This is a genomic window from Caballeronia arvi, assembly GCF_001544695.2.
GTDB classification, from domain to species: domain Bacteria; phylum Pseudomonadota; class Gammaproteobacteria; order Burkholderiales; family Burkholderiaceae; genus Caballeronia; species Caballeronia arvi.
In genome coordinates this window covers 115,425-130,620 of record NZ_FCOM02000005.1, presented here as the reverse complement: position 1 = coordinate 130,620, position 15,196 = coordinate 115,425, and the positions used below count along the sequence as shown (strand labels likewise).

Here is a 15,196-nt window from a genome sequence, read left to right as displayed (position 1 = left end):
TTCACGAACGGACTTTCGATGCGGGTATGTAGCCGTGACCACCAACCGACATCGCTTTTTGCACGTTCAGGCGTTATATTTTTGAAATTCCGGCGCGAATTGACAGGGTTTTCCGTGGGTTTCGTCGGAAATTGCGGTTCAGTTACAATACAGCCCCACTGGAGAAGGGCAGTTCCGCCGGGCGCGCGTTCAAACGCCGGCCAGCGGACGTCAGTAAAGGGATGTCCCGTCGGGACGATGCCTCGATTTGCCGGGGGAAGGCAAATCAAGACAAAGCACCGGGGCCGGAGTTTTCGGACCATGCAAATTGCAAATGCGCCTGGGCCTTTCCGGAGCATCATCCAATATCGGTTTCCAGAGGAGTTCGGCCCCGCATCGGCGTATTGCGCAATCCAGGCGTACCGATGCGCTGCATGCGGGCAACGCAAGTGCGGGCGTTGCGAAGACATCGCCTTACATTGAAGAAGCAAGCAGATGACAACGAAACTCTTGACCGAAGCCGAAATCCTGAAGATGAGCGAGAAGGACTACATGAACGAGGTTCAACTCGCCTTCTTCAAGAACCGGCTCGAGCAGTTGCAAGCGGACATTCTGAAGAATGCCGGCCAGACGACCGAAAATCTGCGGGAAACGGTGATCGTGCCGGACCCGGCGGATCGCGCGACCATCGAGGAAGAGCATGCACTGGAGCTGCGCACGCGCGACCGCGAGCGCAAGCTTCTGAAGAAGGTGCAGCAGTCTCTCGCGCGCATCGAATCGGGCGATTACGGCTGGTGCGAGGAAACGGGCGAACCCATCGGCATTCCGCGTTTGCTCGCGCGTCCGACGGCCACGCTCTCGCTCGAAGCTCAGGAACGCCGCGAACTGCGTCAGAAACTCTTCGGCGACTGATCTCGCTGCGGGCAGGCGTCGTTGCGGGATTCGCCCGCCACGGGGAAGACGCCGCCGCTGAAAAGTTGCGCACACGCAGTCGCATCGAGGAAAAGGCACCCATCAGCGGGTGCCTTTTGCTTTTTGGCCGCGTTTTTTTCCGTGACGGAAGCGGCGCATCGGCGCCGTATGCCTTGATAAATCTTCCGTCGCCCTAAAATGAACCGGACGCGCCCCGCAAAAGCATCATGGCGGCTGGCGCGAGCGCGGCGCCGTCCGCCCGAGGCCTGAGGCGCGGGCGGAACCCCGCGCCGTGCACTCCATCGAATTCTCGACTGCGCGGCGGATTTTCATCGCCACGCTTCGTCTGTTTATCCAAGGAACGCACATGGAACAATTTCACGGCACGACCATCGTCTCCGTGCGCCGCGACGGCAAGGTCGCGCTGGGCGGCGATGGTCAGGTGACGCTCGGCAACATCGTCATGAAAGGGGGCGCGAAGAAAGTGCGCCGCATCTATGGAGGCAAGGTGCTGGTCGGGTTCGCGGGCGGCACCGCCGACGCGTTCTCGCTGCTCGATCGCTTCGAAGCGAAGCTCGAGAAACATCAGGGCAATCTGACGCGCGCCGCGGTCGAACTGGCGAAAGACTGGCGCACCGACCGCATGCTGCGCCGGCTCGAAGCCATGCTGATCACCGCCGACAAGGACACGACGCTCGTCATCACCGGCAACGGCGACGTGCTCGATCCCGAACACGGCATCGCCGCGATCGGCTCGGGCGGCGCGTATGCGCAGGCCGCCGCGCAGGCGCTCATCGAGAACACGGATCTCTCCCCGCGCGAAATCGTCGAAAAGGCGCTCACCATCGCCGGCGACATGTGCATCTACACGAACCACAATCGCGTCATCGAGACGATCGAGTAAAGGACCCAAGCGATGACCACCATGACTCCCTCCGAAATCGTCTCCGAACTGGACAAGCACATCATCGGCCAGGGCCGCGCCAAAAAGGCCGTGGCCGTCGCGCTGCGCAACCGCTGGCGCCGTCAGCAGGTCGCGGAGCCGCTGCGCCAGGAAATCACGCCGAAAAACATTCTGATGATCGGGCCGACGGGCGTCGGCAAGACCGAGATCGCGCGCCGTCTCGCGAAGCTCGCGGATGCGCCGTTCATCAAGATCGAAGCGACGAAGTTCACGGAAGTCGGCTACGTGGGCCGCGATGTCGACAGCATCGTGCGCGATCTGATCGAGATTTCCGTCAAGCAGACGCGCGAATCCGAGATGAAGAAAGTGCGCACGAAGGCGGAAGATCGCGCCGAAGACCGCATTCTCGATATTCTGCTGCCGACGGCGCGGCCGGTCGGCTTCGGCGCTTCTTCCGAAGGCGCGGCGGAAGGCGACAACGCGACGCGTCAAACCTTCCGCAAGCGTCTGCGCGAAGGCGCGCTCGACGACAAGGAAATCGAGCTCGACGTGGAAATGCCGCAAGCCGGCATGGACATCATGGGGCCGCCGGGCATGGAAGACATGACCGAGCAGATTCGCTCGATGTTCGCGAACATCGGCGGCGGCAAGAAGACGCGCCGCAAGGTGAAGGTCAAGGAAGCGCTCAAGCTGCTCACCGACGAAGAAGCCGGCAAGATGCTCAACGACGAAGAGGTCAAGAGCCGCGCGGTGCAGAACGTCGAGCAGAACGGCATCGTGTTCCTCGACGAGATCGACAAGATCGCGTCGCGCAGCGAAACCGGCGGCGCCGAGGTGTCGCGCGCGGGCGTGCAGCGCGACCTGCTTCCGCTCGTCGAAGGTACCACCATCAACACGAAGTACGGGATGATCAAGACCGATCACATCCTGTTCATCGCGAGCGGCGCGTTTCATCTCGCCAAGCCGAGCGATCTGATTCCCGAGTTGCAAGGGCGCTTCCCGATTCGCGTGGAGCTGGATTCGCTGTCCGTCGAAGATTTCGAGGCGATCCTGAATGCGACCGACGCGAGCCTGGTCAAGCAGTACAAGGCGCTGCTCGCGACGGAAGACGTCGAGCTGGATTTCACGCAAGAAGGCATCCGGCGTCTGGCTGAAATTGCGTTTTCGGTGAACGAGAAGACCGAGAACATCGGCGCGCGGCGCTTGTATACGGTGATCGAGAAGCTGCTGGAGGAAGTGTCGTTCGCGGCGGGCAATCACGCGGGCCAGCCGGTTCGGATCGATGCAGCATATGTGGATCGCGCGCTCGGCGAAGTCGCGCAGGACGAGGATTTGTCGCGCTACGTGCTGTAACGGCTGCGCGTCGCTTACAGAAAAACCGGGCCGCGTTGCCCGGTTTTTTGTTTGCGCGTAAGAACGTACAGACGAAAAAAAGCCCGCCTTGTGGGGCGGGCTGAATCCATATCAGGAGGAGACATGGAGGAGACAGTTCCAACTATACACAGGCACTTGATGCGACGCAATAGAAATTTTAGTAAAAACCCCTATAGCGTCGAGTTGTGGTATCTGCGCGTCAGTTTTCGGATTCGACCTACCGATGACACCGCAAGAATCGGCGCGTAACCTCGTCTGCACGGCTCTACAGTGGTCCCGTACCCAAGAGCCATCGAGGTCGTCATGAAAACCGTATCGAACCCTGTTTTTTCTTCGGATGAGAACCGCTGGCAGGCCGTCTGCGACCGCGATCAGCGCGCCGACGGCGCCTTCTTCTTCGCCGTGCGCACGACCGGCGTGTTCTGCCGGCCGTCATGCGCGTCGCGGGCGCCGCGTCGGGAAAACGTCGAATTCTTTCCGACGACCGACGCCGCCGAACAAGCCGGATACCGCCCGTGCAAGCGCTGCCAGCCGACGAGCCTGCCGCGCGAACTGGCGATCGTCGAGCGCGCATGCAAGGTGCTCGACGCCGATCCGCAGCAACGCCTGACGCTCGCGCAACTGAGCGAAGCCGTCCATGTGAGTCCGTTTCATCTGCAGCGACTGTTCTCGCGGATCGTCGGCATTTCGCCGCGGCAGTATCAGGCGGCGCAGCGCGCGGGCGTGTTGCGCGACGCGTTGCAGCGCGGCCGCGATGTCACGCGCGCGACGCACGACGCGGGTTTCGGCTCGCCGTCGCGCATGTACGAGGCCGTGCCCGCCGAGCTCGGCATGACGCCCTCCGAGTACAAACGCCAGGGCGCGGGCCTGACGGTGCGCTACGCCACCGCCGATACGCCGCTCGGCGCCGTACTCGTCGCGGCAACGGACAAAGGCGTGTGCAAGATCGCCTTCGGCGATGACGCCAGCGCGCTCGTCGAACAGCTCGCCGCCGATTTTGCCCAAGCGAAGCGCGTCGACGATGCCGCGAAGATGGAGCCGTTCATCGCGCAGGTTCGCGCGTATCTGCAAGGCACGCGCGAGCGCGTCGACTTGCCGCTCGACATCGGCGCGACCGCGTTTCAGCGGCGTGTATGGGACGCGTTGCGGCGTATCCCATACGGTCAGACGCGCAGTTATACGGAGATCGCCGAAGCCCTCGGCTCGCCGCGCGCGGTGCGGGCGGTCGCGAATGCGTGCGCATCGAATCCGGTGGCGCTCGCGATTCCGTGTCATCGCGTGATCGGCAAGGACGGTGCGATCGCGGGCTATCGCTGGGGCGCACCGCGCAAGGAAGTCCTGCTCGAAACGGAGCGCGCGCATCGCGAATCCGACAAGGTTGCGTAACGCCTGAGCGCTCGCCGTCCCCGTGACGCGCGGGCGCATCGAATACCTCGCGAGCCGTTCACCTCGGCTCCGTAAAGACCTCCGAAAAACCCGCAAAGCCTTGCGGATTCTGGGCTCAAGCGCACCTGACACCGAAATGTTAAAGTGCCCGCTACCCTAAAAATACGGCCGCGCGCACACCGCTCGCGCTCCTCGCAGAACGCTTCAATGTCAAACAAAAATCCCGCTCACCCCAAGGCCGGCGCTTTCGAGCGCAGGCTTGCCGCGCTCGCGTCCGGCCCGCACGCCGGCGCGTTGCGCCAAGGCTTGCGCGGCATCGAAAAAGAAAGCTTGCGCGTGACGCCGCGAGGCTCGCTGGCGATGACGCCGCATCCGCGCGCGTTCGGATCGGCGCTGACGCATCCGCTCATCACGACCGATTACTCCGAAGCGCTCGTCGAGCTCATCACGCCCGCCGAACCGGATGTCGCGCTCACGCTCGAATCGCTCGACATGCTGCATCGCTTCGCCTACGCAATTATGGGCGACGAGTTGCTGTGGAATAACTCGATGCCCAATTCGCTGCCGCCCGAGAACGAGATCCCGTTCGGTTATTACGGCACGTCGAACATCGGCACGCTGAAGACGGTCTACCGGCGCGGGCTGGCTCTGCGTTATGGCCGCACGATGCAGTGCATCGCCGGCATCCACTACAACTATTCGCTGAACGAAGCGGTATGGCGCGCGTGGCAGGCGCTCGACAAGACGAGCACGCTGTCCGCTCAGGATTTCCAGTCCGAACGTTACTTCGCGCTCATCCGCAATTTCCGCCGCACGAGCTGGCTGCTGATGTATCTGTTCGGGGCGTCGCCGGCACTGAACAAGCGCTTTGTCGTCGGCAAGTCGCATCATCTGGAATCGTTCGATGCCGACACGTTCTATCTGCCGCACGCGACGAGCCTGCGCATGAGCGATCTCGGCTACACGAACAATCCCGCGCAAGCCGACTTGCTGCCGAGCTACGACAATCTCGACGCCTATGTCGACGTGCTCGCCAAAGCGGTGAGCCAGCCGTACGCGCCCTACGAAGCGATCGGCACACAGCGCGACGGCGAATGGGTGCAGATCAACACCAACGTCCTGCAGATCGAAAACGAGTTCTACTCGACGATCCGCCCGAAGCGCATTACGCAGTCGGGCGAACGTCCGCTGCACGCGCTGGCCGAGCGCGGCGTGCAGTACATCGAGGTACGTTGCCTCGACATCGATCCGTTCGAGCCGACCGGCATCTCGCTCGAAACGGCGCGCTTTCTTGATGCGTATCTGCTGTATTGCGCGCTCGAAGACAGCCCGCTTTTGCCGCGCGACGCGAGCATCGAAGCGAACGGCAATTTCAGCGCGGTGGCGAAGGAAGGCCGCAAGCCGGGTCTCGCGCTGCAACGCGACGGCGCGAGCGTGCCGATGCAGCAATGGGCCGAAGAACTCTTCGATGCGATCGCGCCCGTCGCGAAGACGCTCGATGCGCTCAACGGCAACGACGACCACACGCGCACGCTCGCAGCGCTGCGGCCGCGCATCGCGGATGCGTCGCTCACGCCGTCGGCCCGCGTGCTGCAGATCATGCAGGACAAACATCAGTCTTTCGATGACTTCGCGCTCGAACTCAGCACGCGCCATGCTGAAAACTTCCGCGCGCGCCCGCTTTCCGTCGACGAAGAACGCGCGATGAACGAGCTGGCGGCGAAGTCCATCGTCGAGCAAACGGTGGTCGAAAGCAGCGACACCGAAACGTTCGATGCGTTCGTTGCCGCCTATCAGGTGTTCAAGCTGAACGCCGCGAGCGCCTGAAGCAGATTTTTCCTTGCCGGCGTCATCGCGCGCGGCAAGGTTTTCCGGTTGTGCAACAGAGGGAAACGCACGGCAACATCGCCCGGCCATACAGGTCAAAATGTCGCGAGTTTTCGACGATCGGGGGTGCAATGGAAAAGAAGTTCTTCGGCGCGGCCGCGCTGGGGGCCGCGTCGCTCGCACTATTGGCTGGCTGCGCGGCGCAGGACCAGGTCAGCAGCACCGTGATGGAGCAGGCCACTGCGCCGCTTACCTGCATGAGCAAGGCGGAATGCGACGCATGGTGGGCGCGCGCTCAGGTCTGGGTGACGAACCACTCGGAGTACAAGCTGCAGACCATCACGGATTCGATCATCCAGACGGCGGGGCCGTCGAGCGGCAAGCGCGCGCTCGCGTATCAGATCACGAAGACGCCGACCAACGAAGGCACGGCGACCGTCGGCTTCGCGGCGCACTGCGACAACCCGCTCGGCTGCGAGCCGAATCCGTGGCAGGCGGGCGCGGACTTCAAGCAGTTCGTGCGCAACGGTCCGGGTCTTCGCAAAACGGCGACGCCGCAAGCCGCGCCAGCACCGGGCGGCGTGCAGGTCAGCCCGCTCGATCAACCCGCGCCTCTCAATCTGGAAAGCCAGCCGGGTCAATCGGCGACGCCGCTCACGCCGCAATAGCGCGGCTTCAATGTCCCATCGTGGCTGACGCGCCCTTCTTCGGCCGCGTCAGCCAGACCATCACGGCCAGCACGAGAAACGCATAGAAGGAGATGCGGAAGAAGTCGTTGGTCGACATCATGTACGCCTGTGCCGATACGACGCGATCAAGCTGCGCCGTCAGCGCCTGTCCCGACAAACCGAGCCCCGAAAGCAGATCCGAATAAGCCGACGTCCCGGCCGAGTACGGCGTGACCGATTCGGTGAGCCGCGCGTGATGGCGGATCATGCCGTTTTCCCAGAAGGTCGTGCTGACCGCCGTGCCGATTGCGCCCGACAGGGTCCGCAGAAAGTTCGACAAGCCCGCCGCGCCCGCGAGCCGCTCGTCGGAGACGCTGGACAGCGTGATCGTCGTCATCGGCACGAAGAAGCATGCGACGCCGATGCCCTGGATCAGCCGCGGATAGATGATCTCGTGGAACGGCGTGTCGAGCGTGAAAGTCGAGTTCCAGTGCGACACGAACGCGAATGTGAGGAACGCGAAGCTCGCGACCACGCGCAGGTTCAGGCGATGCATGTTCTGCCCGATGAGCGGCGACAGGACCAGCGCGAGGAAACCGACCGGCGCGGTCGCGAGGCCCGCGAGCCAGGGTGTGTAACCGAGCACGGTTTGCAGCCACAAGGGCAGCACCACGACCGAGCCGAAGAACGCGAGAAAGCCGAGCGACGTGATGAGCACGCCCATCGCGAAATTGCGGTCGCGGAAGAGCGACAGGTCGATCACCGGTTCCTTTTCGGTCAGTTCCCACGCGAACATGAACGCGAGCGATACCGCCGACACGATCGCCAGCGTCACGATGAGCTTCGAGCTGAACCAGTCGTGATCCTTGCCGAGGTCGAGCATCATCTGCAGGCTCGCGACGCCGATCACGAGCAGCGCAAGACCGACGCCGTCGATGCGCTGCTGCGTCGTTTTCGTCTCATGGCCGCGCAGCAGAAAATACGCGATCGCCGCCGAAAACACGCCGATCGGCACGTTGATGTAGAAGATCCACGGCCAGGTGAAGTTATCGGTGATATAGCCGCCCATCACCGGGCCGAAGATCGGCGCGACGATCACGGTCATCGCCCAGAGGCCGAGCGCGAGCCCGCGTTTCTCCGGCGGATAGCTGCGCATGAGGATGGTCTGCGACAGCGGGACCATCGGGCCGGAGACGAGACCTTGCAGCAGGCGGAACGCGATCAGCGATTCGAAGTTGTGCGCGAGCCCGCACAAGGCGGAGGCGATCGAGAACAGCAGCACGGAGATCGTGAACAGTTTCACCTCGCCGACGCGCCGCGCGAGCCAGCCGGTCAGCGGCACCGCGATCGCGGACGCGACCGAATACGACGAAATCACCCACGTGCCTTCGCTCGTCGCGACGCCGAGGCTGCCGGAGATGGTCGGCACGGCGACGTTCGCGATGGACGTGTCGAGCACTTCCATGAAGGTGCCGAGCGCGAGGCCCATCGTCAGCAGGGCAAGGATGCCGCCTTTGAGCGGCATCGGCGCGGGTGGCGAGGCCGGCGCGCTCGTCGTGGATGCGGACATGTTTCGTTTCTCCGGTGCTCGAAGCGTGCATCACGCGCAAGCTTTTTCTTGTCGGGGCATTCTCTGCTCAGGCAGCGAAACTGACGCAAAGAACTGCTCGGTTCTACGGATTAATCAGATGGTTCTTCGCCGACTCCGCACGGCGCGCAATCGGTCATCGGCGTGTTGCCGATGATGCGCGCGAGCATCGCGATCAGCAGGTCCAGTTCCGCGCGGCTGAAACCGTCCAGTTGCTCGTTGAGCATCGCGGCGCCGATCGCGGGCAGGCGTCCGGCCGCATCGCGCCCGCGCTCCGTCAGACTGAGCTCGACGATTCTGCGGTCCACGTCGCTGCGCGCGCGGCTCACGAAGCCCTTCCTTTCGAGCCTGTCGAGCATACGCGTCATCGATCCGCTGTCGTAGGACATTTCACGCGACAACTCCAGCGGCGTGCGCGCTCTTCCCGACGCGAGCATCAAAAGCACGCCGATTTGCTGTGACGTCAGATCGAGCGGCTTGAGCGCCTGATCGGTTCGCATGACGAGCACGTTGCGCGCCTTGGCGAGATAGTAGCCGAGGCTCGTTTCGAGTTGAATCGTGGCGGGATCGTAAAGCGGTTCGCTGTTCATGCGACTTCGGTCAAACGGATGATGCGCGGTTGCGACACTGCGTCGCGTTTCGGAAAGGCAACAGTCGCCGAAAAGCAATCAGCAGTATCTTGAAAAATAGTTGCTCAGTCAATATTATTTCATACAACGAGTCACGCGCAATTGCGCCGCCCGCAACCATGTTCTGATCTCCTGCCGCGTCGTTCGCGACACCCGAAGGACCAACCAATGACCCGCTTCGCCCGCACCGCCCGCCGACGCTTCGGCCCCCTCAGCAGCACGATCGCCAACACTTCCCGTCACTTCGTTCCGGCGAAGCTGAGTTCGTGGAAACTCGCGTTGTATGTGATCGTGTTCCTGCTGCCGGGCGGATCGTTCGCGGTGCTGGGCATGGGATGGTTCGAGAACCGGTATCGGCGCAAACCGGCCCCCACGCCTGCGCCCAAGCAGGCATCCGCGCGGCCGCTGCTCTCCGCGCCATGCTCGGACGGCGCGCCGTAACGCGGCGTAACCGATACGGCCTGTCGCGTAACACCCGCCTTACGGCGAACCCGTTACCCTAACGTCTGCCTGACGCGCGGCCTCGAAGCAGGCGCGCGTCGCGTTCCGTTACCATCTCGGCTTCGCCGTCCGTCGCATCGAACGGATCGGCGCCGACAGGAATTCCGACAAGCAGATGCCGTATCGCCCCGCCTTCGCCCTTCCCTCCGCCATGCGCTGCCTGAGCGCCGCCGCGCTCGCGATGTTCATCGCGGGTTGCGCCGTCGGGCCCGACTATCAGCGCCCCACGACGACGGTCCCGGCCAGCTACAAGGAAGCGCCCGATGGCTGGAAGGTCGCGCAGCCGGCCGATCAGACCGACCGCGGCGCCTGGTGGACCATCTACAACGACACGCGCCTCGACGATCTCGAAGCGCAACTGAATCAATCGAACCAGAGCATCGCGCAATTCGCGGCCGCGTATCGGCAGGCGCGCGCGCTCGTCGGTGAAGCGCGCGCTGCGTATTTCCCGACGATCGGCGCGTCGGCAACGGCATCGCGTTCGGGAACGGGCGCGGGCAACCGGTCGACGAGCAGTTCCAGCCTCGGCCAGCAAGGTTCGGTCAACAACCAGTTCAGCCTCGCGCTCGACGCGAGCTGGGAGCCGGACCTGTGGGGCAGCGTCTCGCGCACCGTCGCCGGGCAGAAGGCAGGCCAGCAAGGCGCGGCCGCCGATCTCGCCAACGCGCGCCTGTCCGCGCAGGCCACGCTCGCGCAAACGTACTTCCAGTTGCGCTCGCTCGATGCACAGCAAAAGCTGCTCGACGAGACCGTCGCGGCGTACCAGCAATCGCTCAAGCTCACGCAGAATCAATATGCGCAGGGCATCGTCGCGCGGTCGGACGTGATTCAGGCACAGACGCAGCTGCAATCGGCGCAGGCGTCGGCCATCGAAAACGGCGTCGCGCGCGCGCAGTTCGAGCACGCGATCGCGGTGCTCGTCGGCGAACCGGCGTCCACGTTCTCCCTTCCGCCGATTCCGCTCGACGCCACGCCGCCCACCGTGCCCGTGCAAATGCCGTCGGCGATTCTCGAGCGCCGTCCCGACATCGCGTCGGCGGAGCGCAAGGCGGCGGCGGCGAACGAGCAGATCGGCATCGAAATGGCCGCGTATTTCCCGACGCTCACGCTCTCCGCGCAAGGCGGCTTCGAAAGCTCGGTGCTGTCGCAATTGCTGCGCGCGCCGTCGCGCTTCTGGACGCTCGGGCCGGACATCGCCGCGACCATCTTCGACGGCGGCCTGCGCGCCGCACGCACCGAGGCCGCGCGCGCCGCCTACGATCAGAACGTCGCGACGTACCGGCAGACGGTGCTCACCGCGTTCCAGGACGTCGAAGACAATCTCGCGTCGCTGCGCATCCTGGAGAAGGAAATCGTCGTGCAGCAGCAAGCCGTCGAATCCGCGCAGCAGGCGCTCGCGATCATCAACAATCAGTACAAGGCGGGAACGGTCGCTTTCATCAGCGTGCTGACCGCGCAGACCACGGCATTCACCGCGCAACAGAAGCTCGCGAATATCGCGGGGCAGCGGATGGTGTCGTCAGTGGGACTGGTGAAGGCGCTCGGCGGTGGCTGGGACGTCGCGCAGATGGATCGCGAGACGGGCGGCGTGGAAGCGCCGGCGCCTGCGCTCCCGGCGAGCGCGGCGCAGAGTGCCAGCCGTTAGCGCATGAAGCTCAGCGCGACCGTATCCGGGTCGGTGTGACGGCCGAGCAGGTTCAACAGGCCCGCGAGGTTTTCGCGCTGCTCGGGCGCAGCGGTCGCGGTGCCCTGGAAGGATGTCGATCCCGGTGCGATCGAGCCGTTGCCGGTAAGCATCAGCGGGCCTTTGCTCGTCGACAGATCGATCGTCGCGGATGCGCCCTGCGCCTGCAACGCGACACGGTACGAGCCGAGCGGTTTCACGCGCGAGACGCGCGAAGCCATGTCGTCGAGCGTGACGACCACTTGTCCGTAAGCGTTGCGGTTGAGCAAACGGAATTCGGTCCACGAGAGCCGAACGGCGCCATCGAAATCGAGCGTGTTGAACGGCGCACCCAGACCCGCGAGCAGCGTCGCGGGCACCGCGATCTGTCCGCCCGTTAGCGTCGCGCCGCGCGTGCTGGCGTCGAGGATCACGGCATCGGGCATCGCGTCCGTCTGAAGCATCGTCATGTGGATGCGGCCGGTGAAGAGCGGCAGAAAAGACGTCGTCCACTCGATGCGCCCCGGCAAGAGCGTCGCGCCCGCGCCGTCGCTGCCCGCGGCGAGCATCAGCGTGGCCGAGCCGCGCCAGAGCGATCCGGACGGATCGACGAGATTCACGTGGCCGCCGGTCGCCTTCGAAAACTGCGGCACGATCCACGCGGCGGGCATCATCACGAGCAGCGTGCCGGCAATCGATATCACCATCACGAAGATCGCCGGCAATGCGAGCCGGAAACGTCGCGTCCAGTAACTCATTTCGTGCCGGCCGGTTGCAGCGATGCCGTCAGGTCCACCTGGCCGTCCTGCTTGAGCGCCGTGACGCGCGCCTCCGACACCTGCACCTTGAACTGCTTGCGCGCGTCGTCGAGCCACATCGTCCAGTTCGGGAACGACGCGTTCTTCAACTGGATCTGCACCGCAGCGCCGATCACCTGGATCTGCGTCGGCTGCATGCCGTTGTCGGCGAGCGACTTCGCGAGCGCGTCGCGCAGCGCGCCGCCGGTCGGCATCACGCCCTCGGCGGCGGGCTCGAGCGAGCGCGCTTCATTCGCTTGCGCGTTCATCGTCGCGAGCTGGCGCTGCATCGCCGGCAACGTTTGACGCAGCCGCGCGCGGCCTTCGTACGCCGGCGCCCACAGCACGAGATACACGAGCGCAATGCCGAGCACGATGCCGCCCCACATCAAAAGCGTCTTCTCGCGCGGCGTGCGCACTTCCCAGAATTCCGACAGTGAACGTCCGATTTCCGCTTTCATTGGCCGCTCCTGATCGTCCATTTGCCGGTGTTGCTATCGATCGAACCGTTCAGGCCATTGGCCGCGAGACGCTTCGAGAGATCGGGATCGACCTTCGTTTCCGGCTTGAAGGTCACTTCCAGATGGCGGTCACGATAGTCGAGCCCGGCGACGCCGTTCACCGGCACGGGACCGAGCGAGCGCGCGAGTCCGTCCGCGAGCGACAGGAAATCCGACGGCGACAACTGGCCCGACGCCACGCGCAGGCGATCGAGATTGCGCGACATCTGATCGGGCGCATCGAGCACGACGGTCGTCTTCGGAAATGCGTTGAGCAGCAGCTCGGTCATCTGCGCGTTGATGGCGTCGCGCTGACGCGCGAGCTGAAGCCATTGCACGTTGATGCCGATGACCGACACGATGACCGACGCCGCCACGAGCGCGATCGGCACGCGCAGGCGGCGCACCGTCGCGCGGTCGAGGCGCCACGGCTGCGCGGCGAATTCGAACTGGCACAGATCGAAGCGGCTCGCGACTGCGTTGCGCGCGAGCGCTTCGAAGGCGATCGGTTGCGCGCCAGCGATGGCGGCCGCCGCATGGCGCGAGCCGGAAAGACGCGGCTCATCGCCGGGCAGATCGACGAGGGAATACAGCGTCACGGGATGATCGCCCGCAAGCGCAGCGAGCGTCGCTTCGATCGAATCGGCGGGCAGCGCGAGACCTTCGCCGAGCGCCGCGCGTTCGCCGCGCGCAATCGCGATCTCGATGCGCGGCGCGCCGGACGCGGCGGCAGCGGGCGCAGCCAACTCACCGATCAGCGCGGGCGCGGTCGACACGACCTGACCGAACAGGCCCGCGATGAACGGCGTCGGCGGCGCTGTTTTTTCTTCTTCGTCGTCCGCTTCGACGGGCGCCGCGGACACCGGCACGGGCAGGCAGCGCATCGCGGGCACGGCCTTCACGTTGCGATGCCCCGCGCCCGAAAACGCGCCGAGCACGAAGCGGAACCAGCCGCGATCGATGACCGCGACCACGCGCTTGCCGTCCGCGAGATCGACCGGATCGACGGCGATATGGCACGTCTGCGGGTCCTGAATCAACTGATCTTCGACGACGTTCGGCAGCGCCTGCCGCAGGCGCGGCCCTTTCAACGGCGGCACGGAAGCGGCGAGCAGCAGCGTGTCGCGTGCGGCGACGATCAGCACCGTCGATGACGCGCGCGGCAAAAGGCCGAGCGCCGCGCGGCCGGCGCGTTGCGGCTCGCCGCGCTTGTCGAGCAGCAGGAACGGCAGATCCGGCAGATGCCACTCTTCCGAGCGCACCGCAGGATCGCGCGGCGGCAGTAAAACGATCAGTGTGCTCAAAGGCCACTTCCTCTCATCAATGACAGCGGCACGTCTTTACAGGCTATCGCGCGTGTAGACGATGCGCGTCGTATGCGTCGTCGGATCGCGATACACGAGCGTCGTGCGCTCCAGTTGCGCGCGTTCGTGCTCGACGCGTCCGCGGATCACGAAATACCTCGTCGTGACGTCCATGTCGTTCGGGTCCATCGACATCGTCTTGACGCCCGCGCCGGTCAGCGCGAGCTGCACGTTGCCGATGTCGTGAAAAAACACCGTCTCGCGGCGCGCGACGAACGCCTGCGCCTGCGACAGATTCATGCCCGCCACCACGGCCGCGATCACTTCGGCGGGCGCGGTGTTCATGTTCACGGCGGTCGAAGTCGGCAGCACGGTGACGAACGGCCGGAGCTTCGCGACCGCTTCCGCCGAAAAGCCCGGCACGTCGAGCAGCGAATCGACGCTGATCATCTGCAAGGGCGCAACGGGCGCGTTGCTGTCGGTGTCCTTCATGCCGGGATCGTCCGTGAAGTTTCCGCCGCCCGCCGCGCCGCCCTGCGCGAGCGCCGCGATCGTCGCTTCGTAGCTCTGCTGTCCGGCCGCGCCCGTCGCGCCCGTGGTGCCGCCGGTGCCGGTCTGCATCTGGAAGCGCGTCGCGGAGCGCGCGAGGCCCGCGCGCATCTGCAGCGCCACCGTTTTCGCGAGCGAGCCGTTGAGGCCGAGCATCGCGAGCAGCCGCTGAAACGCCTGAATCTGCCCGACATTGATGGTCAGCACGCCGGGCGTCGGCGTCGATACGAGATTGCGCAGGTTGAACTTCGCCTGCGCGTCTTCGATCGAGCCGGACAAATACGTCGATGCGCCCTGCTGCGCGCGCACTTCACCGATCTGCCCGAGAAAATCCGAGAGCTTCGTCTTCGCGATCGGCACGCCCCACACGCCGCCGAGATAGGTGACCGTCGGCGATGTGTCGGCTTCCGAGCGCAGGATGAGACGGGTCCAGTCGAGCGCGCTGCGCGAAATCCACTGCGCCTGCGCGAGCAGCCGCTGATTCTCGATGCGGCGAATCTGCACCTGCTGACGCCACAACATGCCCGACACGAGAATCGCCGCGAGCGACACGACCAGCAACGCGCTGATGATCGCGACGCCGCGTTCCTTCCGGTTCCGGCTGAGCTTTCGCAT

At 64.6% G+C, this 15,196-nt stretch carries 14 protein-coding genes; 8 read left to right on the top strand and 6 right to left on the bottom strand.

The window, feature by feature from the left end; genetic code table 11:
- Positions 1-474 precede the first annotated feature (474 nt).
- The 6 genes from dksA to AWB74_RS08245 all read left to right on the top strand — a co-directional run bounded on the left by dksA (position 475) and on the right by AWB74_RS08245 (position 7,050).
- Positions 475-891: an RNA polymerase-binding protein DksA gene (dksA, locus tag AWB74_RS08270; protein ID WP_061146290.1), complete on the top strand. Its 417-nt coding sequence runs from the start codon at positions 475-477 to the stop codon at positions 889-891.
- 367 nt (positions 892-1,258) lie between these two features.
- Complete coding sequence (gene hslV, locus AWB74_RS08265; RefSeq protein ID WP_061122422.1) at positions 1,259-1,795, top strand: ATP-dependent protease subunit HslV; 537 nt, start codon at positions 1,259-1,261, stop codon at positions 1,793-1,795.
- Positions 1,796-1,807: 12 nt separating this feature from the next.
- The gene (gene hslU / locus AWB74_RS08260; protein ID WP_061146289.1) at positions 1,808-3,148 is read left to right on the top strand and encodes an ATP-dependent protease ATPase subunit HslU; all 1,341 of its coding nucleotides are present in this window, start codon (positions 1,808-1,810) and stop codon (positions 3,146-3,148) included.
- A 324-nt stretch (positions 3,149-3,472) separates the two neighbouring features.
- Positions 3,473-4,555 carry a bifunctional DNA-binding transcriptional regulator/O6-methylguanine-DNA methyltransferase Ada gene (gene ada, locus AWB74_RS08255; protein ID WP_061146288.1) on the top strand — a complete coding sequence of 361 codons (1,083 nt, stop codon included), beginning with the start codon at positions 3,473-3,475 and terminating at the stop codon, positions 4,553-4,555.
- Between the two features lie 207 nt (positions 4,556-4,762).
- Positions 4,763-6,382: a glutamate--cysteine ligase gene (gene gshA / locus AWB74_RS08250; protein ID WP_061146287.1), complete on the top strand. Its 1,620-nt coding sequence runs from the start codon at positions 4,763-4,765 to the stop codon at positions 6,380-6,382.
- 131 nt (positions 6,383-6,513) lie between these two features.
- Positions 6,514-7,050: a hypothetical protein gene (locus tag AWB74_RS08245; protein ID WP_061146286.1), complete on the top strand. Its 537-nt coding sequence runs from the start codon at positions 6,514-6,516 to the stop codon at positions 7,048-7,050.
- A 7-nt stretch (positions 7,051-7,057) separates the two neighbouring features.
- On the opposite strand, the gene AWB74_RS08240 is transcribed toward AWB74_RS08245, so the two are convergent.
- Both AWB74_RS08240 and AWB74_RS08235 read right to left on the bottom strand, forming a co-directional pair.
- Positions 7,058-8,620, bottom strand: coding sequence for a DHA2 family efflux MFS transporter permease subunit (locus AWB74_RS08240; RefSeq protein ID WP_061146285.1), 1,563 nt, complete (start codon positions 8,618-8,620; stop codon positions 7,058-7,060).
- A 110-nt stretch (positions 8,621-8,730) separates the two neighbouring features.
- The gene (locus AWB74_RS08235) at positions 8,731-9,228 is read right to left on the bottom strand and encodes a MarR family winged helix-turn-helix transcriptional regulator (protein ID WP_061146284.1); all 498 of its coding nucleotides are present in this window, start codon (positions 9,226-9,228) and stop codon (positions 8,731-8,733) included.
- A 207-nt stretch (positions 9,229-9,435) separates the two neighbouring features.
- Between AWB74_RS08235 and AWB74_RS08230 the strand changes: the two genes are divergently transcribed.
- On the top strand, positions 9,436-9,708 hold the full coding sequence (locus AWB74_RS08230; RefSeq protein ID WP_061146283.1) for a hypothetical protein: 273 nt from the start codon (positions 9,436-9,438) through the stop codon (positions 9,706-9,708).
- Between the two features lie 175 nt (positions 9,709-9,883).
- On the top strand, positions 9,884-11,413 hold the full coding sequence (locus AWB74_RS08225; protein ID WP_061146282.1) for an efflux transporter outer membrane subunit: 1,530 nt from the start codon (positions 9,884-9,886) through the stop codon (positions 11,411-11,413).
- On the opposite strand, the gene AWB74_RS08220 is transcribed toward AWB74_RS08225, so the two are convergent.
- The 4 genes from AWB74_RS08220 to gspK are packed head-to-tail and all read right to left on the bottom strand — an operon-like array spanning position 11,410 to position 15,196.
- A complete protein-coding gene (locus AWB74_RS08220; protein WP_061146281.1) occupies positions 11,410-12,189 on the bottom strand; it encodes a type II secretion system protein N in 780 nt (259 codons plus the stop codon). The genes AWB74_RS08225 and AWB74_RS08220 overlap by 4 nt on opposite strands.
- Positions 12,186-12,689: a type II secretion system protein GspM gene (gspM, locus tag AWB74_RS08215; protein ID WP_061146426.1), complete on the bottom strand. Its 504-nt coding sequence runs from the start codon at positions 12,687-12,689 to the stop codon at positions 12,186-12,188. Before gspM ends, AWB74_RS08220 begins: the two co-directional genes overlap by 4 nt.
- A complete protein-coding gene (gene gspL / locus AWB74_RS08210) occupies positions 12,686-14,032 on the bottom strand; it encodes a type II secretion system protein GspL (RefSeq protein ID WP_061146280.1) in 1,347 nt (448 codons plus the stop codon). Before gspL ends, gspM begins: the two co-directional genes overlap by 4 nt.
- 36 nt (positions 14,033-14,068) lie before the next feature.
- Positions 14,069-15,196: a type II secretion system minor pseudopilin GspK gene (gene gspK, locus AWB74_RS08205; RefSeq protein ID WP_061146279.1), complete on the bottom strand. Its 1,128-nt coding sequence runs from the start codon at positions 15,194-15,196 to the stop codon at positions 14,069-14,071.

Coding starts and splice junctions, on each gene's coding strand:
- AWB74_RS08245 (WP_061146286.1), top strand. CDS start 6,514: ATGGAAAAGAAGTTCTTCGGCGCGGCCGCGCTGGGGGCCGCGTCGCTC.
- dksA (WP_061146290.1), top strand. CDS start 475: ATGACAACGAAACTCTTGACCGAAGCCGAAATCCTGAAGATGAGCGAG.
- AWB74_RS08230 (WP_061146283.1), top strand. CDS start 9,436: ATGACCCGCTTCGCCCGCACCGCCCGCCGACGCTTCGGCCCCCTCAGC.
- AWB74_RS08225 (WP_061146282.1), top strand. CDS start 9,884: ATGCCGTATCGCCCCGCCTTCGCCCTTCCCTCCGCCATGCGCTGCCTG.
- hslU (WP_061146289.1), top strand. CDS start 1,808: ATGACCACCATGACTCCCTCCGAAATCGTCTCCGAACTGGACAAGCAC.
- ada (WP_061146288.1), top strand. CDS start 3,473: ATGAAAACCGTATCGAACCCTGTTTTTTCTTCGGATGAGAACCGCTGG.
- AWB74_RS08235 (WP_061146284.1), bottom strand. CDS start 9,228: ATGAACAGCGAACCGCTTTACGATCCCGCCACGATTCAACTCGAAACG.
- gspM (WP_061146426.1), bottom strand. CDS start 12,689: ATGAAAGCGGAAATCGGACGTTCACTGTCGGAATTCTGGGAAGTGCGC.
- gspK (WP_061146279.1), bottom strand. CDS start 15,196: ATGCGAAAGCTCAGCCGGAACCGGAAGGAACGCGGCGTCGCGATCATC.
- hslV (WP_061122422.1), top strand. CDS start 1,259: ATGGAACAATTTCACGGCACGACCATCGTCTCCGTGCGCCGCGACGGC.
- AWB74_RS08220 (WP_061146281.1), bottom strand. CDS start 12,189: ATGAGTTACTGGACGCGACGTTTCCGGCTCGCATTGCCGGCGATCTTC.
- gshA (WP_061146287.1), top strand. CDS start 4,763: ATGTCAAACAAAAATCCCGCTCACCCCAAGGCCGGCGCTTTCGAGCGC.
- AWB74_RS08240 (WP_061146285.1), bottom strand. CDS start 8,620: ATGTCCGCATCCACGACGAGCGCGCCGGCCTCGCCACCCGCGCCGATG.